This is a genomic window from Enterobacter sp. 61D5 (assembly GCF_034107965.1).
Lineage (GTDB): Bacteria > Pseudomonadota > Gammaproteobacteria > Enterobacterales > Enterobacteriaceae > Enterobacter > Enterobacter cloacae_M.
In genome coordinates this window covers 15,295-37,336 of the sequence record NZ_JAWNFK010000014.1, presented here as the reverse complement: position 1 = coordinate 37,336, position 22,042 = coordinate 15,295, and the positions used below count along the sequence as shown (strand labels likewise).

Sequence of the window (22,042 nt, the reverse complement as noted above, 5' to 3'; positions counted from 1 at the left end):
TCTCTCTGCGCCTCTATCATGAGTTTATTTAACGTTCAACCTTTTTCTAAATTATTGTTAGCGGAAGTGTGAATGGGCGGGGGCGAGGACACACATTAGTATTTACGCCACTCACTCATACAGCCCTGTGCTGTGAATTACTGACTGGCAGAAAGGCTCGTTAAAAAATGCGGATGTCATTTGTTACTCAATTGATTATGCCCTGCGTCATGTTTGTGCTGCTTATATTCTGCGGCCAGCAAGGGTATATGGTTTATAAAGATTATAAAAAAGTGACGAACAGGTTATCTGATTCAAAAAAGACTATACAAAAAAAAAGTCATGATGAAAGCCCGTTTGTACTTTTTTCGCCGGCGGTGATGCCAGCGAAACAGCCAGCGGCGGTGACAAACCCGCTCAGTGCGGAAATAGAAGGTATTCTTAGCAGCGATGAAGCCTGGCTGTCCTTTGCGGTGATAAAAACCCCCGCCGGACAAAAGAGCTATCGCGAGGGCGAAATGCTCGTCGGTTTTGACAATGCCTATATTGCCGAAATTCATCCTGATAATGTGGTGGTGAATTATGAAGGCGCGCCGCAGGTTATTTTACTTAAAAAACCAGACTATTTCAAAGGCGGCGTTGACAGCGCCCCGGTAACCAAATCGAAGAAAGATGCAGGGTTAGATAATCTGCATCTGGATGATTATCTGGTGTTAAAACCAATAATCGAAAAAGGCCAGCTGGAAGGCTACAACATTAATCCACGCAATGCGTCCCCTTTCTACAGCCATGCTGGCCTGGAAAAAGGTGATGTGGTGGTAAAAGTTGACGATGTGGATATGACTAAAGAGGCGCAGGCAAAAGAGCTCGTTGCCCGCTGGTCAAAAATGAAAGAGGCGGATGTCGTTATTCGGCGTCACGCTCACCTTGAAAATATTCGGGTCAATGTTCTAAACAATTAATAAGTGTAACAGACATGAAGAAATTTCCATGGGCGTGCGTAGCGCTGACCGCATTGTCGTTATATTCAGGTTCGCTGTTCGCGGCGAACTTTAGCGCCAGTTTTAAAAATACCGATGTCCGCGAATTTATCGATACCGTCGGGCGTAACCTTAATAAAACCATTCTGGTCGATCCTTCCGTTCAGGGAACGGTGTCGGTTCGCACCTACAACGTACTGACGGAAGATGAATATTACCAGTTCTTCCTGAGCGTGCTGGATCTCTATGGTCTGTCGGTGATTCCGATGGATAACGGGATGGTGAAAGTCGTGCGCTCTTCGGTGGCCCGCATGTCGGGCGCACCGATTGCCGACAGCAAAAACCCCGGCAAAGGTGACGAAGTCATCACCCGCGTGGTGCGGATGGAGAACGTCCCGGTACGTGAGCTGGCTCCCCTGCTGCGTCAGCTGAACGACGCCTCCGGCATCGGCAACGTGGTCCATTTTGAACCGTCAAACGTGCTGCTGTTAACCGGCAAAGCCTCGGTGGTTAACCGCCTGGTGGATCTGGTGCAGCGTGTGGATCAAAGCGGCGTCCAGCGCCGTGAAATCGTGCCGCTGCGTTTTGCCTCGGCCAAAGATCTTTCTGACATGTTGAACAACCTCAACAACGAAGAGCAGAAAGGGCAAAACGCCCCGCAGCTGGCGACCAAAGTGGTCGCCGACGACGAAACCAACAGCCTGGTGATCAGCGGCAGCCCGGACGCGCGTCAGCGCACCCGGATGCTGATCTCCCAGCTCGATCGCGAGCAGAACAACGAGGGCAACACCCGCGTCTTCTACCTGAAATACGCCAACGCCAGCAAAGTAGTGCCGGTGCTGACGGGGATCGGCGAGCAACTGAAAGATAAAGCGGGCGGCGGCAAGAGCAAAGCCGCGCCGATGGCAGGTGACCTGAATATTACCGCCGACGAGTCTACCAATTCGCTCGTGATCACCGCCCAGCCAAACGTCATGAATTCACTGGAAAAAGTAATCGACAAGCTGGATATCCGCCGTCCGCAGGTGCTGGTGGAGGCGATCATTGCCGAAGTTCAGGACGGTAACGGTCTGGATCTGGGCGTGCAGTGGACCGGTAAACACGGTGGGGTTCAGTTTGGTTCCACCGGTCTGCCGATCAGCCAGATCAAGAAGTCAAAAGTCATTGGCAGCTATACGGGCCTGGCGACCGGTTTCTTTAACGGCGACTTTGGCGCGCTGATGACGGCGCTGTCCACTAACGGCAAAAACGACATTCTGTCGACACCGAGCGTGGTGACGCTGGATAACAAAGAGGCGTCGTTCAACGTCGGTCAGGACGTGCCGGTACTCTCCGGTTCGCAGACCACCAGCGGCGATAACGTGTTTAACTCGGTGGAACGTAAAACCGTCGGTACGAAGCTGAAAATCGTACCGCAGATCAACGATGGCGACATGATCCATCTGAAGATCGAGCAGGAAGTTTCCAGCGTGGATAACACCTCGACGGCCGATGCCAGCCTGGGCCCAACGTTCAATACCCGCACCATCAACAACGAAGTGATGGTCCACAGCGGGCAGACGGTGGTACTGGGCGGCCTGATGGAAAACGTCACCAAACAGTCGGTCTCTAAAGTACCGCTGCTGGGTGATATTCCGGTGGTGGGTCAGCTGTTCCGCTATACCTCCCAGGACAGCGCCAAGCGTAACCTGATGGTGTTTATCCACACCACCGTACTGCGCGACGACGACAACTACGGCGCGGCGTCGAAAGAAAAATATGAGCAAATCCAGGCTCGTCAGCAGCAGCGTATGGAAGAGCACAAGCTGGGCATCGTAGAGAATGCTGATTCACCGATGCTGCCAGCCTATCCGTCCCAGAGCCGCGCCGCGCCGGTGAGCGCCAGTGCGCCGGTGTCGTCCCGCAACCCGTTTAAAGAATAAGGCGCAAGCGACATGACCGAGATGAGTAATGCGCTCTGTACCAGCACCTGGGCGAAAGAGAACGGGGTCCTGTTCTATAACGACGAGGTTTATATCCGCGAGGATGCGCAGGCGTATGCCCTGCTGGAGATGCGCCGCGTGCTGGGGCGCTCCTATGCCCCGACGATCCTGGCGGCGGAAGCGTTTGACGAACTGCTGACCAACATCTGGCAGCAGAACAGCGGCGTCTCGCAGCAGCTGGTAGACGACATGGACGCCGATATTGACCTGATGGCGTTAACCGAGGAGATCCCTGACAACGAAGATCTGCTGGATAACGACGAGAACTCGCCGGTGATCCGCCTGATCAACGCCATTATGGGTGAAGCGGTGAAAGAGGGGGCCTCCGATATTCACATCGAGACCTTCGAGCGCATCCTGAGCATTCGTTTTCGCGTTGACGGCGTGCTGCGTCCGGTGCTGCAGCCGGCGCGCAAGCTCGCGCCGCTGCTGGTGTCGCGTATCAAAGTGATGTCCAAACTGGACATCGCCGAAAAACGTCTCCCCCAGGACGGTCGTATCTCGCTGCGCATTGGTCGTAAGGCCATTGACGTGCGTGTCTCCACTATCCCTTCTCAGTACGGCGAACGCGTGGTGATGCGTCTGCTGGACAAAAGCAACCTTAAGCCGGACATCAACAAGCTCGGTCTGATTGACGAAGAGCTGGTGAAGTTAAAGGGACTGATTGAACGTCCGCACGGCATCATCCTGGTGACCGGCCCGACAGGTTCGGGGAAAAGTACCACTCTGTACGCGCTGCTTTCGGCGCTTAACGGCCATGAACGCAACATTCTGACCGTGGAAGATCCGATCGAGTATGAACTTGAAGGGGTCGGGCAGACCCAGGTCAACCCGCGCGTGGACATGACCTTTGCGCGCGGACTGCGCGCCATTCTGCGCCAGGACCCGGACGTGGTGATGATCGGGGAAATTCGTGACGGTGAAACCGCGCAAATCGCGGTACAGGCCTCGCTCACCGGTCACCTGGTGATGTCCACGCTGCACACCAACAGTGCCGCGGGCGCCATTACCCGTCTGCGTGATATGGGGCTGGAGTCTTTTTTAATTGGTTCGTCGCTGCTTGGCGTCATTGCCCAGCGTCTGGTGCGTCGGCTGTGTCCGCACTGTCGCACGACCAGTCCGCTGGATGACAATGAGAAAGCGCTGTTCACCTTTATGGAAACGCCGCCGAAAGCGATTTATCGCGCCGTGGGCTGTGAACAGTGTCGCCAGAGCGGCTACCAGGGACGCGCAGGCATCCATGAATTTCTGGTGGTCGACAGCGCCATGCGGCGTGCGATCCATGAAGACAAAGATGAGATGTCCATCGAAACGCAGCTTTTCAAAGAGGCCTACAGCCTGCGTGAAAACGGTCTGCTGAAGGTGATCTCCGGCGTGACCTCGCTGGAAGAGGTGATGCGTGTCACCGCCGAGCGTGGGGGGGATGCGTAATGGCCTGGTATGCGTGGTCCGCGACGGACGCTTCGGGGAAAACCCAGCGCGGCACCCTTCAGGCCGAAGGGCCAAAGCAGGTGCGCCAGATGCTGCGCGAACAGAAGCTGATGCCCGTGAGCATTGCGCCGGCCAGCGATCCGGCAGCGGGAAAAAACGCCCGTAAAGGGGCAAAACTGTCGATTCCGGTGCTGTCGATGTTTACCCGACAGCTCGCGACGCTGGTCAATGCCGCACTGCCGCTGGAGAGTGCGCTGAAGGCGATTGCGAAGCAGACGGAGGATAAAACCCTGGCGGCGATGGTGACCGAGATCCGCGACAAGATTGTGGAAGGTCACACGCTGTTCGACGCTTTCAGCCAGTTTCCGCGCAGCTTCGATAAGCTCTACTGCACCCTGGTGATGGCCGGTGAAAAGACCGGTCATCTCGGTGGCGTGCTGGAAAAGCTCGCCGAGTACAACGAGCAGCGCCAGAAAATGAAAAGCAAGCTCACCCAGGCGATGGTCTACCCCATCACCCTGACGGTGGTGGCGATTGCGGTGATCTCCATTCTGCTGGTCGCCGTGGTGCCGCAGGTCATAGACCAGTTCACCCACATGAAACAAGAGCTGCCGATGACCACCCGCACGCTGATTGCGGTGAGCGACTTTCTACAGGCCTGGGGCATCGTTATCGCCGGCGGCCTGTTCGGGGCGTCGACGAGCTTTAAATTTTGGATAAAAGTAGAAAAGAACCGGTTTGTTTATCATCGGTGGCTGTTGCTAAAGTCACCGCTGAAAAAACTGGTCTGCGCCATCAATAGCGCGCGCTACATCCGTACGCTGAGTATTTTGCAGGCCAGCAGCGTTCCGCTTCTGGAGGGGATGTACATCGCGATGGACGGGATTGAAAACCTCTATGCCCGGCAGGTGCTTGAGCAGGCGGCGGGCACCGTGCGCCAGGGGGCATCCCTCTACAACGCGCTGGAACAGGCGAGAATTTTTCCACCCACCATGCTCTACATGGTGGCCTCCGGGGAGGAGAGCGGCGAGCTGGGCTCGTTGATGGATCGTGCGGCGGAAAACCAGGAATCTGCATTACAGCATCGAATTACGTTAACGCTGTCGGTATTTGAACCGGCACTGGTAGTAACTATGGCGACCGTTGTTTTATTTATCGTTCTTTCAATATTACAACCGCTTCTTCAACTTAATAATATGGTGGGTTAATCATGTCTTTGAAAAAAAATAGCCTGAAGCGTCAGGCGGGGTTCACGCTGCTCGAATTAATGGTGGTTATCGTTATTCTCGGTGTGCTGGCCAGTATGGTCGTGCCTAATTTAATGGGCAATAAAGAAAAAGCCGATATTCAGAAAGCGACCAGCGATATTGTGGCGCTGGAAGGTTCGCTGGATATGTACAAACTCGACAACCATCGCTATCCGACCACCGAGCAGGGGCTGCAGGCGCTGGTGACCAAGCCTGAGATTGCGCCCATTCCGAAAGGCTACCGTGACGATGGCTATATTCGCCGCCTGCCGCAGGACCCGTGGGGCAATGACTATATTCTGGTTAGCCCGGGTGAGCATGGCGCTGTCGATATTTTCTCAGCCGGTCCGGATGCAGAAGCTAATACTGCCGACGATATCAGCAACTGGTCTTTTGATAAAAAAGATAAGTAATGAATAAGCAACGTGGATTTACCCTGCTGGAAATTATCGTGGCGCTGGTGATATTCGCCCTGAGCGCCATGATGGTGGTCACCACCATTCCATCACGCAGCGGCGCAGATACATTTGGTCAGCAGCTAAAATCCCTCGTTGAATATGGTTCTGACCGTGCGGTAATGGACGGAAATATTGTCGGGCTGGTGATGACCTCGTCAGAATTTGAACTGGTGACGCAGGTTGTAAATAACGGCGAGCGCCACTGGGCACCGTTAAAATCGGGGCGGATCGCCACCCGCGGCGAGTTTCCTGAGGAGATGCATGTCTCCCTCTCATCGCGAACGCTGGCGGCCACGCTGGACGATGAACCGCAAATCATTTTTTTGCCGGACGGCGAGCTTAGCCGCTTCACGCTCAGCCTCGAAAGCCTGGATAAAAAGCAGCGCTTTCACGTGACGTCACAGGGCTCTGTTCCCGTGGTGGTGGAAAACGATGACTAAACGCAAAACCAAAGAGCAGGGGATGACCCTGCTGGAAGTGATGGTGGCGCTGGTGATTTTCTCCACCGCGGCGCTGGCGCTGATGAACTCCGTCACCCTGAACGTGCGCTTTACCCACAGCCTGTCGGAAACGCTGCAGGCCGGCTGGGTGGCGGAAAATCAGCTGGCGCAAGCGCAGCTGGCTCAGACCGATTTCCCGGACGCCGAGCAGGTGGGCACCGAAACCATGGGCGGACAAACCTGGACCTGGCATATCCAGCGGGTGAAAACCGCCGAAAATACCTTTGCCGATGAGGTACGGGTTTACAGCGAAGCAAGCGATGCGCAACCGGTGTTGGCGCTTCAGCTCGCCGAACCGGAGGTGGATCGTGAGTAAGGTGCAGCGTCAGCAGGGCTTTACCCTGCTGGAAATTATGATTGCGCTGGCCATCTTCGCGGTGATCAGCATTCTCGCCTGGCAAACTCTCGACGGCGCGATGCGCACCTCGACGGCCAGCGACGAAGCGGCGACAAAAGTGACGGCGCTTCAGCGCACGTACAACCTCCTCTCGCGTGACTTTTATCAGCAACAGGCGCGCGCGCCGCGCAACAGCGGCGAGGTGTTCGTCCAGCAGCAGAATGGTGTGGAAATGACAACCCTGAACGGCATCAGCGGCCAGGTGCAGCTGGAGCGGGTGCGCTGGACGTTAAAGGACAAGCGCCTGTGGCGCAACGTCTGGGCTGCTATCGACGGTCCCGCCAGCGCGCAGCCGGAAGAAGTGCCGATTTTGAGCGATGTGAAAGAGATGAAATGGCGCTTCTGGCACGAAGGCTGGCAGGAAAAATGGACCGACATCGCCCATCAGCCTGATGGCGTTGAGCTGAATCTGACCATGGAAAACGGCGAAACCTGGCGCTGGGTTTTTATCACTCCCGGCGATATGCCTGAGATCCAGACCGCGCCAAAAGAGACGAATGCGGACCCGGCGCAGCCGGCAGCGGAGAATGCGGCCCAGCCCGTAACAACCCCGCAGCCCGATACGACAGCAGAGCCAGGAGTGAGTTCATGAGCGGCAAAACAGCGCGAAAAGAGCGTGGCGTGGCGCTACTGGTGGTGCTGATCCTGCTGGTGATGATGTCCGCCCTGGCGGCGAAGATCAGTCAGCAGTTCTGCCGCCACCTGCAAAAAACGCATTATCAGGTCAGCCAGCAGACGCTGCGCTGGGCCATTGCCCGTCAACAGAAGGTACTGGAAAACGTATTGCAGAAAGCGGCCAGTTCAGAAGGGGCGGGCCTGTCGCCGCAAGGTGACTGGGCGCAGCCGCTGGAAACCCACGGGGATAATTACACCGTGGTGAGTCAGGTGGAGGATGCCCGGACCTGCTTTAACGTCAATAGTCTGCTGGCCGGTGACGCGGCGCCAGCGGCCCCGGCCGACCCAACTGCGCTGCCGGAAAAACCGGTCAAAGAGCAGATTATCGAACAACTGCTGGCTGAAAGTGGCGTCGGTACGCTGGCGGCAGAAGAGATTTACCAGCAGCTGGTGGATTATCTCGACGCCGACGACGTGACGGCGAAGCAGGGCCAGGAGGCTGATGGCTGGGCGAGCGTGACGCCCGCCCGCGGTCCGGCGAATCAAATGATGCGAACCATCAACGAAATCAGACTGCTGCCCGCCTTTCCGCAGGCAGCGTGGCCGAAGGTCGGCAAGCTGCTGTGCGCCTTGCCGGATACGGATGGCACCATAAATGTGAATACCTTAACACGCGAACAGGCGCCGCTGCTGGCGGCGGTTTTTACCGGCGTGTTAAACACGGACGACGCTTCCCGCCTGATCGATTCACGCCCGGAGGAGGGGTGGGCATCGCTGGAGGCATTCAGCAAAGTGCTGGAGAGCAACTATCCGCAGACCAAAGATATCCTGGCGCAGATCCAGGACAGGGTTGCGGTCAACAGTCGCTATTTTCGGGTGGATACCACCGGCAATACCGATGATTTAACGCTGCGCGTCGTCAGCCAGCTTCACGTTGACAGTGAGGCTGGCAAGGTCGTGACCTGGCAACGCCGCTACCGAATGGTTGAATAAGATAAGTAGAAGAAAATGAAAAAGGTGCTTTTTATTCGTCCTGACACCCGTGAGGACGGCAAAATCTGGTGGTGTGAATCCGGTAACGATCGGGTGGAATTTCTGACGGGCTGGAGCGCACTGAGCGAACTTTCCTGCCATCCGCTTTCTCAGCAGGTGTGCCTGCTGCTGCCGGCGAGCGAGACGATCTTTCGTCATTTTACCCTGCCGAAAAAAGGACTTTCCGCCCAGACGGCGCAGTTCTCGTGGATGGCGGAAGAGACGCTGCTCGGCGAGGTGGAGACGCTGCACTGGACGGTGCTGAACAAAAAGGGGCCGGAGGTGGATGCCGTGGCCATCGACGCTGAACGTCTGCGCCACTGGCTTGAGCTGTTCGCTCATGCGGGGCTTGCGGTGGTCCAGGCGCTGCCGGATGCCTGGCTGCTGCCGGTGAGCGAAGGGGGCACTACGCTGGTGAGCCTGGAGGAGAGCTACTGGCTGCGTTTTTCCCCCGGCAGCGCTGGCGAAGTCGATACGGTTCTGCTGCCGCTGCTGTTGAGTAAATGCCCGGCGGGTGAGGTGTGCTGCTACGGCGATGTGCCGCAGGAGGTACAGGCGGATGAACGGCTGGCGTGGCAGCATCCGCTGGTGCTGATCCAGCCCCAGTGGCAGGGCTGTCGTATCAACATGCTGCACGGGGAGTTTTCCGGACGCAGCGCCAGCGGTCCGCGTTTTCGCCACGCGAAAACGGCCCTCGCGGCGGCGGCGCTGCTTTGCTTTGGCCTGCTGATCGGCCCCCGCGTTGGTATGGCGTGGATGCTCACTCATCAGCAAAACGAGATCCACTGGGAGATGACCACCGTAGCGCAGCACTATTTCCCGACCCTGCGCCAGACCAGCAACCTGAAGTACTACGTCGGGCAAAATATTAGCAAGGCGAAGAAAGGGGTCTTCCTGCAGCTCGAAGCGCTGAATCAAATCAGGCAGTCATTGCCGTCTCTGGAGATCAACAGCGTGGAATATGACGAAACGCAAAATCAGCTGACGTTGAATGTGAAATCCATGGATAAACAGACCCTGCAGGATTTTATTGCCCACAGCGCCGAAACTTTTGAATTTACGATGCAGCCGATTTCCGGCGAGGTGCCTTATACCGCCATTATTACCGGGAGCTATAAATGAAAACGCAAATAGCCCAGTTAAAAAACCGCTGGCAAAATTACAGTCCACGCGAGCGTAATTTATTTAAACTCTGCGGCGGGGCACTCTGCTGTGCGATGGTTTATTACGGCGCGATGATGCCGCTCGATACTTTGAACAAAAATAACGAGGCCGTGTTATTTAAGCAAAAGCAGACGCTGAACTGGATGCGCCAGGAAATTGATAAGAACCATCTCCAGTCCAGAATCGTCAATACCCCGAACCCGCGCAGCGTGGTGGAAGAAAGTGCCAAAGTCGTGCACGTCGCGTTGACAGACGTGCGTCAGGAAGAGCAGTCGCTGACCTTTGATGTCGAGCGCGTCAGCGTTTCTGCCCTGCAAAACTGGCTGCGTGAGATGAACGTCTCTTCCGGTATCCATCTGGAGAAACTCGCGTTAACGCCGGTGGATCGTCAGAGTGACGTGAAAGCGCACATTACGCTGAGCTGGGCGAAAAGCGCATGAACCCGCTAATGCTGTTGCAGCAGGCGAATCTGCCGGGTCTGTGCATGATGAGCGGAGCGCTGGGCGCGATCCTCGGCAGTTTCCTCGGCGTAGTGGCGGAGCGTATTCCGCCGCTGGTAATGGAAGAAGAGGGAGCAGGCAATCTGCTCTTTCCCGCCTCTCACTGCCCGGATTGCCACCACGCCCTGAGCGCGTGGGAAAATATTCCCATCATTAGCTGGTGCGCGCTGCGCGGTCACTGCCGCCACTGCCATAGCGCGATTCCGCTGCGGCTGCTGCTGGTGGAAGTATGTAGCGCTGCCTTTTTCGCCGCCAGCGCCGCGCTGGCACCCTCGTTTACGGCGCTGATCGCGCTGTGGTTGATGTGGAGTCTGCTGCTGCCGCTGGTGGTGATCGATGCACGCCATATGCTGCTGCCGGACTGCCTGACCCTGCCGCTGCTGTGGACGGGGCTGATGTTCCATGCCCTGTTCCGTACGCTACCGCTGACCGATGCTATCTACGGCGCGGTGGCGGGATATCTGTCGCTCTGGCTGGTTTACTGGGCATTCCGCCTGCTAACCGGGCGGGAAGGATTAGGCTATGGTGATTTTAAGCTGCTGGCGGCGCTTGGCGCCTGGTGCGGCTGGCAGGCGTTACCCTCTATTGTGCTGATCGCGGCGCTCTGTGGCATTATTATGCATTGCCTGTTAAAGCCCTTTGAGAATAAAAATAACCCTATTTCCTTTGGTCCATATATTGCATTTTCCGGGCTGGTTGTATTTATCGCGCAAATCCCATACCTCATCTTTTAAATAATGCAGTCAAGTTCTTTTTGAAATTATTTCATCGGGGGAATGAAAGGATAAAATAAATTCCCCACTGTATTCTTCTCTACGCAATAAAACATTTTCCGAAGGTTTTATGAGTGGAGGAAGGTACAGCGCAATTATAAACAGGTCTTTCGCGAACCAGAAACGTTCAAGATTAACTTATCAGTAAATAACATTCGTCCATGTTTAATGGAAAAGCATGGGTATTTAATTTCACAAATCGTATTATCAGGATCAAATAATGAAATTTCTGAAGCCTAAATATCTGGCACTCTTCGTTGCAGCGGCTGCAAGCCCGGTGTTCGCAGCCGTGCCGGGTAAAGCAACTATCGCCAGCGGTAATGATAAATTTGCCATTGTCGAAGTTGATCAGTCTGCTTCTGCTTACAACAGCCTCGTCAAAGTCCATGATGGCGCTGATGTTAAAGTGCAGTGGGATGTCTGGAGCGGCGCGGCGCCGACTTCTGCGAAAGTGCTGCTCGACGGCAAAACCGTCTGGACCGGTGCAGGCAGCATGTCCGGCACGGCAACATTTAAAGTGACCAAAGGCGGTCGCTATCAGGAAACGGTTGAACTCTGCAACGCCAGCGGGTGCAGCACCAGCGCCAGCAAACTGATTATCGTCGCGGATACCGACGGTAGCCATCTGCTGCCGCTCAACACCACCATGCAGGAAAATAATAAAACCCTCTCTAAGCACACCGATAAAGTGGTCGGTGCCTATTTCCCTGAATGGGGCGTTTATGACCGTAATTTCCCGGTGGATAAAATCCCGGCGGCTAACCTTAACCACATTCTGTATGGCTTCATTCCAATCTGCGGCGGCGATGGCATCAACGACAGCCTGAAAACTATCGAAGGCGGTAACAGCTTCGAAGCGCTTAAGCGCGCCTGTGCGGGCCGTCAGGACTTCCAGGTGGCGATTCACGACCCGTGGGCCGCACTGCAGAAACCTCAGGCTGGAGTCAGCAGCTGGGACGACCCCTACAAAGGTAACTTCGGCCAGCTGATGGCAATGAAGAAAGCCAACCCTGGCCTGAAAGTTCTGCCGTCTATCGGCGGTTGGACCCTCTCCGATCCGTTCTTCAAAATGCATGACAAAGCGATCCGCGATCGCTTCGTGGCGTCCGTTAAAGATTTCCTGAAAACCTGGAAATTCTTCGACGGTGTGGATATCGACTGGGAATTCCCGGGCGGCGGCGGTCAGAACGAAACGCTGGGCAACCCACAACAGGATAAAGAGACTTATACCGCACTGATGCGCGAACTGCGCGCCATGATGAATGAACTGTCAGCCGAAACCGGCCGTACTTTTGAACTGACCTCAGCAATCGGTTCAGGTAGCGACAAAATTGAAGACGTTGATTACACCACTGCCCAGCAGTACATGGATCACATCTTCCTGATGAGCTACGACTTCTACGGCGGCTGGAGCAACACCGATCTGGGTCACCAGGCGGCACTGCGAGCGCCGGCGAACAAACCGGATACCAATTACACCACCGAAAACGGCGTGAATGCGCTGCTGGCGCAGGGTGTACAGCCCGGCAAAATTGTCGTGGGGACGGCCATGTATGGTCGCGGCTGGACCGGCGTTCACGGTTACAGCAATAACAACCCGTTCACCGGCACGGCAACGGGCATGGTGAAAGGGACCTGGGAACCGGGCGTGGTTGACTATCGTCAGATCGTTAACGAGTACAAAGGCAAACCGGGCTGGGAATACAACTATGATGCAACCGCTGAAGCGCCGTATCTGTTTAACAAAACCACCGGCGATCTGATCACCTATGAGGATGCGCGTTCCGCAACGGCGAAAGGTCAGTATGTGCTGGCGAAAAACCTGGGCGGTCTGTTCTCATGGTCTATCGACTCCGATACCGGAGACATTCTGAACGCGATGAATGAAAGCCTGACAGGCGGCGCTGCGCCGGTTGATCCGGTAGTGACCAACCATGCGCCGGTGGCGACTTCCGCTGACCAGAGCGTAACCGGTCCGGCGACGGTGACCCTGGATGGCTCGGCTTCCACCGATCCGGATGGGGATGCCATCACCTACAAGTGGACGCAGATCTCTGGCCCGTCGGTGACCATCACCAACAGCACCAAAGCGAAAGCGACCTTCAACGTTGCCGCTGTCACCAGTAACCAGACTCTGGCGTTCCGCCTGACGGTCACTGACGCAAAAGGGTTGAGCAGCACCGCTGACGTCCAGGTCGTGAACAAAGCGCCGAAAGCAAACCAGGCGCCGGTCGTGAACCAGATGGAAGCCGTGACGCTGGAAGCGGGCCAGAGCTACTCTCTGCACGCTCAGGCTAACGATCCTGATGGCGACGCGCTGACCTACTCCTGGAGCGTTCCTGCGAATATGCAGGCGACAGGCGCAGACACCGCGAACCTGAACATCACCGCGCCGGACGTGGACACGGAATCTACGTACACGCTGACCGTGGTGGTAAGCGATGGCAAGTCCAGCGTACAGACTAACGTACAGGTAACGGTAACGCCTAAAGTGGCTGAAACACCGTCTGACGAAGGCAATACCCCTTCCGATGAAGGCAACACGCCGTCTGACGAAGGTAACACCCCTGCCGATGAAGGCAACACGCCGTCTGACGAAGGTAACACCCCATCCGATGAAGGCAATACGCCGTCTGACGAAGGTTCTGCCACCAATAGCTGCGATAACCCTGTTGATGCCAATGCCAGTAAGTATGCTGCCTGGAGCGCAAGCAAGGTTTACAACGCCGGGAATACCGTCAGCTTCGACAACCTGGTCTGGAAAGCAAAATACTGGACTCAGGGCAACCAGCCGGGCTTCGGCGTGGATGCATGGGAGTTGGTCAGTCAGGTGAAATTCAACTGGCGCTCCGACGTGGTCTATAACGGCGGCGACACCACTACCTACAATGGTTACACCTACACCGCGAAATGGTGGACGAAGGGTGATAAACCAGATAGCAGCGATGTATGGGTGAAAAAAGGCCCTGCGACTGACTGCCAGTAAGTCACTGCCATAACGATGCGGGTAAGGAACTTGCCCGCCATCACGGTCCACGTCCCGCGACGGACGTGGACCGTAAATCAGGAAACAGAGCAATAAGCGCGTAAGGAGACAATGAAAAAGAGCCGGACTGAAAATGAAAACGTTATTTTTATTGTTGCTGATAATAAGCCATAGCGTCTTTGCCAACTGCTGGGATAAAGCCGCCAGTTATTATCATGTGGATCCTTATCTGTTGTATGCCATTGCTAATGTTGAATCGGGAATGAATCCCAACGCGATTGGACAGAATAATGATGGCACGCGTGATGTCGGCCTGATGCAGATTAACAGTTCACATTTTTCCGAGCTGGAGCGAAAAGGCATTAATGAGTACCGGTTAATTACCGAGCCCTGCACCTCGATTATGGTTGGCGCATCGATATTATCCGGAATGATTAAAGTTTATGGCTATAACTGGGAGGCGGTCGGCGCCTATAACGCGGGTCTGAAAAAAGAGAATTACTCGCAGCGCATGGTCTATGCCCGTAAGGTCTGGAGTAAATATCAGAAGTTAAAACGTAGCACCCGTAACCGTTATTATTATTGATTTTTGTTTTTTGAAGAGTACCTACTAGTGTTCTTCATAAAACGAAAACTGCTCCCTGGTTTATTTATTAAATGATTAATAAATAAACCGCGAAACAAATTAACTTTTATAGACCCTTAATATATTTAAGAGGACCATTGACATGAACAAAAGAACATTACTCAGTGTTCTTATTGCGGGCGCATGTGTTGCACCGTTTATGGCTCAGGCAACCCAGCTGCAGGCCAGCAGCGAACCTTACACCGTTAAGGCCAGCGATCTGCAGAAGAAAGAGCAGGAGTTGACCAACTTCCCGCTGATGGCTTCAGTGAAGTCAACCATTCGCACGCTGGACAACAGCCTGGTGGAACAAATTGAGCCGGGTAAATCGACAAACCCGGAAAACGTCAAGCGCGTGGAAGGGATTATCAAGGCCAGCGACTGGGAATACCTCTTCCCACTGCGTGCGCCAGAATATACCTACAGCAACTTCCTGAAAGCGGTCGGTAAATTCCCGGCGCTGTGCCAGACCTATACCGATGGTCGTAACAGCGATGCCATCTGCCGTAAGTCTCTGGCAACCATGTTCGCGCACTTCGCGCAGGAAACCGGCGGCCACGAGTCCTGGCGTCCGGAAGCCGAGTGGCGTCAGGCGCTGGTTTACGTGCGTGAGATGGGCTGGAGCGAAGGTCAGAAGGGTGGCTATAACGGCGAATGTAACCCGGATGTCTGGCAGGGGCAGACCTGGCCGTGCGGTAAAGACAAAGATGGTGATTTCGTTAGCTACTTTGGTCGCGGTGCGAAACAGCTCTCCTATAACTACAACTACGGCCCGTTCTCTGAAGCGATGTACGGCGACGTCCGCGTATTGCTGGACAAACCTGAGCTGGTGGCGGACACCTGGCTGAACCTTGCTTCCGCGATCTTCTTCTTCGCCTACCCGCAGCCGCCAAAACCGAGCATGCTGCAGGTTATCGATGGCACCTGGCAGCCGAACGATCACGATAAGGCGAATGGTCTGGTACCGGGCTTCGGCGTGACCACGCAGATCATCAACGGCGGCGTGGAGTGTGGTGGCCCGACTGAGATCGCCCAGTCTCAAAACCGTATCAAATACTACAAAGAGTTTGCCAACTACCTGAAAGTGCCTGTTCCGTCTAACGAAGTGCTGGGCTGCGCCAACATGAAGCAGTTCGACGAAGGCGGTGCCGGCGCGCTGAAGATCTACTGGGAACAGGACTGGGGATGGAGCGCGGATACCCCGTCAGGCCAGACCTACTCTTGCCAGCTGGTGGGTTACCAGACGCCATTCAGCGCCTTTAAAGAAGGTGACTACACCAAATGCGTGAAGCATTACTTCAACGTCAACGTGGTGGGTGAAGACGGGACTTCCGACGGCGGTAGCGTCACGCCAGCTCCGATGCCGACCCCTGTCGACCCAACGGACGAAGGCAATACCACGCCGGTGCCAGATGATAACACCCCGGCTCCGGATGATAATACGCCAGCGCCGGTAAACCATGCGCCGGTAGCAAAAATCGCCGGTCCTGTGGGGGCGGTTGAAGCGGGGAAATCTGTTTCTCTGAACGCGTCTGGCTCGACTGACGAAGACGGTAACCACCTGACTTATACCTGGACGGCTCCGAACGGCCAGACCGTAAGCGGCGATGATAAAGCGATTATTACGTTCAATGCACCGGAAGTGGCGGCGGCGACGCAGTACCCGATCAACCTTACCGTCAGCGACGGCGAGCTGAGCAGCACCACAACCTATACGCTGAACGTCCAGGCTAAGCAGACCAACGGCGGCCAGACCGGGACTTACCCGACCTGGACTTCCAAAACCAAATGGAAAGCAGGCGATATCGTTAACAACCGCGGCCAGCTGTTCCAGTGCAAACCTTATCCGTACAGCGGCTGGTGCAATAACGCGCCATCCTACTACGAGCCAGGTAAAGGGATTGCATGGCAGGACGCGTGGACTGCGCTGTAATCAGCAAAACAGTAAAATGACAAACGGCAACCTTCGGGTTGCCGTTTTTTTTCTCATCGTAAAAATGCAGGACCCGATCTACCGATGAAGCTTCCCGTGATCCCGCAGCCACGCCGCCGTACGCGTAATCCCTTCGTCCAGCGTCGCGATCGGTTTGTACCCAAGCTCGTTCTCCGCACGCGAAATATCCAGCGTGAAATCAAAGTTAAGCTTCGATACGCCGTAATGCGTCAGCGCAGGCTCTTTGGCCGATTTACTGCCAAAACGCTCCATGCTGCGGGCAATCATATCCAGCATTGGGTAAGGGACTGAACGGATGCGGCAGTCGATCTGCAGCTCGTCAATTAAGCGCTGCACAATGCTGCGCAGCGTGCAGGGTTCGCCGTTCGTGATGTTGTAGGCGCGACCGGAGATGAGCTTATCGCAGTCCGGCTGGCTTGCCAGCCACATGGCGTGAACGGCGTTTTCGTAATAGGTCATATCCACCATCGCATCGCCGCCGCGCGGCAGCAGCACGCTGCCGTAGTGGTGCATCATCTGTGCCAGGCGCGGAATAAACACTTTGTCGTGCGGCCCGAACAGGCTCTGCGGACGTAAGACCGTAAAACGAGTGTGCGGGTTTGACTGCGCCAGCAGATCAATGACCTCTTCGCTGGCCGCCTTGCTGCGGGCAAACTCGCAGGCAAAGCGAGCCGGGCGGAAATCTTCCTGCACGTCACGATGGTGGTGATAGTCGAAATAGAGCGACGGTGACGAGATATGAATAAAGTTGCGCACGCCCCAGGCAACGGCCCATTCGCCCAGACGGCGGGTTGCCCGCACGTTGGCGAGATCGAAGGCTTCCTGGGTACCCCATGGGGAGGTAAAACTGGAGCAGTGCCACAGCGTGTCGATACCGGCGAGCATCACTTTCGCCTGCGAGGAGACCAGCTCCGTCAGGTCAGCATGGACGAACTCCGCGCCCATTTTTTGCAGCAGTTTTCCCATCGCTTCGTTGCGACCGGTAGCCCTGACGCTGATGCCCTTGTTGCGCAGAAATTCGACCGCATTTCGGCCTAAGCCGCTGGTCGCCCCGGTAACCAGTACCTTCATATCAATCCACTGTGTTGAAAAGAATTTCGTGCGCATTCTTTCGTGAATTACGGCGCTATGCAATGGGAAAGGTGAAAGAAAGAGAGTTTTATTTAGATCTTTTCCGTCTTTTGTTCTGCCCGTTGCGCAATGCGTTTCGCCATTCCCCGGAAGATAAACAGGTGGGCAGGGATCATCAACAGCCAGTAGAACAGACCCGGCATTCCGTGCGGATGCCACCAGGCGCGGACGTCCAGTTCGCGATGGTCGCCTTTGTCTTTGAGGGTAAAGCAGAGTCGGCCCAGCCCCGGGGCTTTCATGCCGAACAGCATCGCCAGCTGTTTTTCCGGCTCGACGATGATGACCTTCCAGCTGTCGACCGCATCGCCCACCTCAAGATACGGACGTGCCGGGCGGCCTTTTGCCAGCCTGTGCCCCACCAGCAGATCCATTGCTCCGCGCGTTTGCCAGAGGATATTGCCGAAGAAATAACCATCTTTGCCGCCAATCTGGTTCACCACCTCCCACAGCGCGGCCAGGCTGGCGTGGGTTTTCACCGTGCAGCCCGCCTGTTTCGGGTAATAGCCGTACTCCGGGCGCCAGCGGGCAAACGCCTGGGCGTCGTAACCCCAGTCGCTGGAGTTCACCAGCTGCTCTTCTTCTTTCAGCGTATTGCGTACGGCATCGTCAAAGCGGATCAGGTCCTGGGGAATGAGTGCCCGCAGTTCGCGATCGTCCGCCAGTAAATCGTGTTTGAGCCCCTGGATCAGCGCTTTGGCGGTCGTCGGCGGCACCGAGGTGATCACATTCAAAAACCACACCGAAATCCAGCGGGTCGGAAAGGGGATGGGGATCAGCCAGCGGCGGCGGCCGCTGACGCGCATGAAATGTTCGAACTGCTCCTGATAGCTCAGCACTTCAGGACCTGCCGCCTCGAGCACGCGGTGTTGCTCCGCCGGGTGATCCAGCAGGGCCACCAGATAATGCAGTAAATTCTCAAGCGCAATCGGCGTGGTGCGCGAGCGCACCCAGCGCGGCGGCGTGAGTACCGGCAGGTTGTAAACCATATCGCGCATCACTTCGAAGGCGGCGGAGCCTGCGCCAACGATGATCCCGGCGCGCAGTTCGGTGACGGGGATATTCGCCCCGCGCAGGGTTTCAGCCGTCAGCTGGCGGGCGCGCAGGTGATCGGACTGCTCGTGTTCTGGCGCCTGGAGCGAGCTTAAAAAAATGACCTGCTTCACCGGGGTTTGCAGCAGGGCATCGCGGACGTTCATCGCCACCTGACGCTCGTGGGCGATAAAATCCCCGCCTTCGCCCATGCTGTGCACCAGATAGTAAAGCGTGTCGACCCCTTCCAGCAGGGCGGGAAGTTCCTTCGGCCAGTTGAGGTCAACGCTGTGGCAGGTAACGCCAGGCAAACTGAGTTTTTGCAGGCGTTCGGTGTTGCGTGCCGCTGCCAGCACCTGGTGTCCCTGCTGGCTTAACGCCGCGGTGAGATGCTGACCGATGTACCCGCTGGCGCCGAGCACCAGAATTCGTTGCGGCACGTGATGCTCCTTATCGCTGTAAAAACGCCTGCCAGTGTTTCACCACGTCCGCCAGCTGTTCGCGGCTCACGTCGAGATGCATGACCAGACGCACGACGGGTGAGGCGTTGATCAGCACGCCACGTGATTTCATAAATTCACCCAGCGCGGCGTGGTCATCTCCCACGCGAACAAACAGCATGTTGGTGTCGTGGCGCATCACGTCGGCGCCAATCTCGCGCAGCTGAGCCGCCATCCACGCGGCGTTGTCGTGATCGTCCTTCAGACGCGCCACGTTGTTTTTCAGGGCATACAGCCCGGCAGCCGCCAGAATACCCGCCTGACGCATGCCGCCGCCGGTCATTTTGCGCCAGCGGTTGGCGCGCTTGATGTAGTCCGCGCTGCCCACCAGCAGAGAGCCCACCGGCGTGCCCAGCCCTTTAGAGAGGCAGATGGTGAACGAGTCGCAGTATTGCGCAATTTCTTTCAGCTCGCAGCCATACTCCACGACGGCGTTAAAGATGCGCGCGCCGTCAACGTGCAGGCCGAGCCTGCGCTCGCGGGTGAATTCCCACGCTGCTTTCAGGTATTCGCGCGGCAGCACTTTGCCGTTGTGGGTGTTTTCGAGGCTGAGCAGCCGGGTGCGGGCGAAGTGAATATCGTCGGCTTTGATTTTCGCCGCGACTTTATCGAGCGGCAGGGAACCGTCCGGCGCGGCGTCAATCGGCTGGGGCTGAATGCTGCCGAGCACGGCGGCACCGCCTGCTTCATACAGATAGTTATGCGCGCCCTGGCCGACGATATACTCTTCACCGCGCTCGCAGTGGCTGAGCAGCGCGACCAGGTTAGCCTGCGTGCCGGTCGGCAGGAACAGCGCGGCCTCCTTGCCGCTCAGTTCAGCCACGTAGCGCTGCAGTTCGTTGACCGTCGGGTCATCGCCGTAAACGTCATCCCCGACCGGGGCGGCCATCATCTCTTCGAGCATGGCGCGGCTCGGGCGGGTTACGGTATCACTGCGTAAATCAATCATTTCACATCCCTTTATTTTAAGAGGTCGTGCGAAATGTTTTACCTGAGCCAGTTGGTTTTTGCCAGTTCGATCACCTCGTCACCGCGACCGCTGATGATGGCGCGCAGCATATACAGGCTAAAGCCTTTGGCCTGTTCAAGCTTGATCTGCGGCGGGATCGCCAGCTCTTCTTTGGCGACGACGACATCCACCAGCACCGGACCGTCGATGGAAAACGCACGCTGCAGGGCTTCGTCCACCTCTGAGGCTTTCTCCACGCGAATACCGGTGATGCCGCAGGCCTCGGCGATACGCGCGAAGTTGGTGTCGTGCAGCTCGGTGCCGTCCGTCAGGTAGCCTCCGGCCTTCATCTCCATCGCCACGAAGCCCAGCACGCTGTTGTTAAAGACCACGATTTTCAGCGGGAGCTTCATCTGCACCACCGACAGGAAATCCCCCATCAGCATGCTGAACCCGCCGTCGCCGCACATCGCCACCACCTGACGCTCCGGGGCCGTCGCTTTTGCGCCCAGCGCCTGCGGCATGGCGTTGGCCATCGAGCCGTGGTTAAACGAGCCGAGCAGGCGGCGTTTGCCATTCATCTTCAGATAGCGTGCCGCCCAGACGGTTGGCGTGCCCACGTCGCAGGTAAAGATGGCATCGTCGTCAGCGAAATGGCTGATCTGCTGTGCCAGATACTGCGGGTGAATGGCTTTGTCGCTCGGTTTGGCGAGGTCGTCCAGCCCCTTGCGGGCGTCGCGATAGTCGCTCAGTGCTTTATCAAGGAACTTGCGGTCCGTTTTTTCTTCCAGCAGGGGCAACAGGGCGGCAAGGGTGGATTTGATGTCGCCCACCAGCGCCATATCGACCTTGCTGTGCGCGCCGATGCTGGCCGGATTGATATCAATCTGAATGATTTTCGCATCCGTCGGGTAGAACGCGCGATACGGGAACTGGGTGCCGAGCAGGATCAGCGTGTCGGCGTTCATCATGGTGTGGAAGCCGCTGGAGAAACCGATCAGACCGGTCATCCCCACATCAAAGGGGTTGTCGTACTCGACGTGCTCTTTGCCGCGCAGGGCGTGGACAATCGGCGCTTTCAGCTTCCCGGCAAATTCAAGCAGCTCCTTGTGCGCGCCCGCGCAGCCGCTGCCGCACATCAGGGCGATATTGCTGGAGTAACGCAGCAGCTGCGCCAGCTTTTTCAGTTCTTCTTCCGCAGGCGTTACCACGGGCTGCGGGGCGTGATACCAGTGGGTGCTGGCCCCTTCCGGCGCGGCCTTGAGGGCCACGTCTCCCGGGATAACGACCACAGAAACGCCGCGGTTCAGCACGGCCTTGCGCATGGCGATCGCCAGCACCTGCGGGATCTGCTCCGGGGATGAAACCAGCTCGCAATAGTGGCTGCATTCACGGAACAGCTCCTGCGGATGCGTCTCCTGAAAATAGCCGCTGCCGATTTCGGAAGAGGGGATGTGGGCGGCAATCGCCAGCACCGGCACGTGATTGCGGTGACAGTCGAACAGCCCGTTGATCAGATGTAGGTTGCCGGGACCGCACGAGCCCGCACACACGGCCAGTTCCCCCGTAAGCTGTGCTTCAGCGCCTGCGGCGAAGGCGGCAACCTCTTCATGGCGGGTAGGCATCCATTCGATAGTCTTCATCTTGTTGAGGCTGTCGCTAAGTCCGTTCAGGGAATCGCCGGTTACGCCCCAGATACGTTTCACGCCAGCCTGTTCGAGCGTTTTCGCTATATATGCAGCCACGGTTTGTTTCATGGTTGTCCGTCTCCTTTTTGTGATATCGCTTACAAGCTTAGAAGAAAGTCTCC

Annotated in this window: 19 protein-coding genes; 15 read left to right on the top strand and 4 right to left on the bottom strand. The window is 56.5% G+C overall.

Annotated elements, in window-relative coordinates; translation table 11 throughout:
- Positions 1-209 precede the first annotated feature (209 nt).
- From UTM25_RS15245 to UTM25_RS15175, 15 genes are all read left to right on the top strand, one after another.
- Entirely contained in the window at positions 210-941 is a 732-nt protein-coding gene (locus UTM25_RS15245) for a type II secretion system protein N (protein WP_320715084.1), read from the top strand.
- 14 nt (positions 942-955) lie between these two features.
- Positions 956-2,881, top strand: a complete 1,926-nt coding sequence (gspD, locus tag UTM25_RS15240) for a type II secretion system secretin GspD (protein ID WP_320715002.1) — start codon at positions 956-958, stop codon at positions 2,879-2,881.
- Positions 2,882-2,893: 12 nt separating this feature from the next.
- Entirely contained in the window at positions 2,894-4,372 is a 1,479-nt protein-coding gene (gene gspE, locus UTM25_RS15235; protein WP_194399944.1) for a type II secretion system ATPase GspE, read from the top strand.
- The gene (gene gspF / locus UTM25_RS15230) at positions 4,372-5,580 is read left to right on the top strand and encodes a type II secretion system inner membrane protein GspF (protein ID WP_194399945.1); all 1,209 of its coding nucleotides are present in this window, start codon (positions 4,372-4,374) and stop codon (positions 5,578-5,580) included. Before gspE ends, gspF begins: the two co-directional genes overlap by 1 nt.
- Positions 5,581-5,582: 2 nt before the next feature.
- Positions 5,583-6,032: a type II secretion system major pseudopilin GspG gene (gspG, locus tag UTM25_RS15225; protein ID WP_029739462.1), complete on the top strand. Its 450-nt coding sequence runs from the start codon at positions 5,583-5,585 to the stop codon at positions 6,030-6,032.
- Positions 6,032-6,517 (top strand): type II secretion system minor pseudopilin GspH, encoded by a 486-nt coding sequence (gene gspH, locus UTM25_RS15220; RefSeq protein ID WP_023310954.1) that lies wholly within the window; start codon positions 6,032-6,034, stop codon positions 6,515-6,517. Before gspG ends, gspH begins: the two co-directional genes overlap by 1 nt.
- Positions 6,510-6,893: a type II secretion system minor pseudopilin GspI gene (gene gspI, locus UTM25_RS15215; protein WP_194399946.1), complete on the top strand. Its 384-nt coding sequence runs from the start codon at positions 6,510-6,512 to the stop codon at positions 6,891-6,893. The genes gspH and gspI overlap by 8 nt, the downstream gene beginning before the upstream one ends.
- Positions 6,886-7,566, top strand: a complete 681-nt coding sequence (gene gspJ, locus UTM25_RS15210) for a type II secretion system minor pseudopilin GspJ (protein WP_194399947.1) — start codon at positions 6,886-6,888, stop codon at positions 7,564-7,566. The genes gspI and gspJ overlap by 8 nt, the downstream gene beginning before the upstream one ends.
- Positions 7,563-8,582, top strand: a complete 1,020-nt coding sequence (gene gspK / locus UTM25_RS15205) for a type II secretion system minor pseudopilin GspK (RefSeq protein ID WP_194399948.1) — start codon at positions 7,563-7,565, stop codon at positions 8,580-8,582. Before gspJ ends, gspK begins: the two co-directional genes overlap by 4 nt.
- Before the next feature lie 15 nt (positions 8,583-8,597).
- Positions 8,598-9,743 (top strand): type II secretion system protein GspL, encoded by a 1,146-nt coding sequence (gene gspL / locus UTM25_RS15200; protein WP_194399949.1) that lies wholly within the window; start codon positions 8,598-8,600, stop codon positions 9,741-9,743.
- Positions 9,740-10,225 (top strand): type II secretion system protein GspM, encoded by a 486-nt coding sequence (gene gspM, locus UTM25_RS15195; RefSeq protein ID WP_194399950.1) that lies wholly within the window; start codon positions 9,740-9,742, stop codon positions 10,223-10,225. The genes gspL and gspM overlap by 4 nt, the downstream gene beginning before the upstream one ends.
- Entirely contained in the window at positions 10,222-11,019 is a 798-nt protein-coding gene (locus tag UTM25_RS15190; RefSeq protein ID WP_194399951.1) for a prepilin peptidase, read from the top strand. The genes gspM and UTM25_RS15190 overlap by 4 nt, the downstream gene beginning before the upstream one ends.
- Before the next feature lie 259 nt (positions 11,020-11,278).
- Positions 11,279-14,044: a glycosyl hydrolase family 18 protein gene (locus UTM25_RS15185; protein ID WP_194399952.1), complete on the top strand. Its 2,766-nt coding sequence runs from the start codon at positions 11,279-11,281 to the stop codon at positions 14,042-14,044.
- Between the two features lie 133 nt (positions 14,045-14,177).
- A complete protein-coding gene (iagB, locus tag UTM25_RS15180) occupies positions 14,178-14,630 on the top strand; it encodes a type III secretion system invasion protein IagB (RefSeq protein WP_194399953.1) in 453 nt (150 codons plus the stop codon).
- Positions 14,631-14,772: 142 nt separating this feature from the next.
- On the top strand, positions 14,773-16,602 hold the full coding sequence (locus tag UTM25_RS15175; protein ID WP_194399954.1) for a chitinase: 1,830 nt from the start codon (positions 14,773-14,775) through the stop codon (positions 16,600-16,602).
- A 78-nt stretch (positions 16,603-16,680) separates the two neighbouring features.
- On the opposite strand, the gene UTM25_RS15170 is transcribed toward UTM25_RS15175, so the two are convergent.
- From UTM25_RS15170 to poxB, 4 genes are all read right to left on the bottom strand, one after another.
- A complete protein-coding gene (locus tag UTM25_RS15170; protein WP_194399955.1) occupies positions 16,681-17,694 on the bottom strand; it encodes an NAD-dependent epimerase/dehydratase family protein in 1,014 nt (337 codons plus the stop codon).
- A gap of 92 nt (positions 17,695-17,786) precedes the next feature.
- Complete coding sequence (locus UTM25_RS15165) at positions 17,787-19,223, bottom strand: DUF2867 domain-containing protein (RefSeq protein WP_194399956.1); 1,437 nt, start codon at positions 19,221-19,223, stop codon at positions 17,787-17,789.
- A 10-nt stretch (positions 19,224-19,233) separates the two neighbouring features.
- Positions 19,234-20,232 carry a low-specificity L-threonine aldolase gene (gene ltaE, locus UTM25_RS15160; protein ID WP_194399957.1) on the bottom strand — a complete coding sequence of 333 codons (999 nt, stop codon included), beginning with the start codon at positions 20,230-20,232 and terminating at the stop codon, positions 19,234-19,236.
- Positions 20,233-20,270: 38 nt separating this feature from the next.
- The gene (gene poxB / locus UTM25_RS15155) at positions 20,271-21,989 is read right to left on the bottom strand and encodes a ubiquinone-dependent pyruvate dehydrogenase (protein WP_023310968.1); all 1,719 of its coding nucleotides are present in this window, start codon (positions 21,987-21,989) and stop codon (positions 20,271-20,273) included.
- Positions 21,990-22,042: the final 53 nt, after the last annotated feature.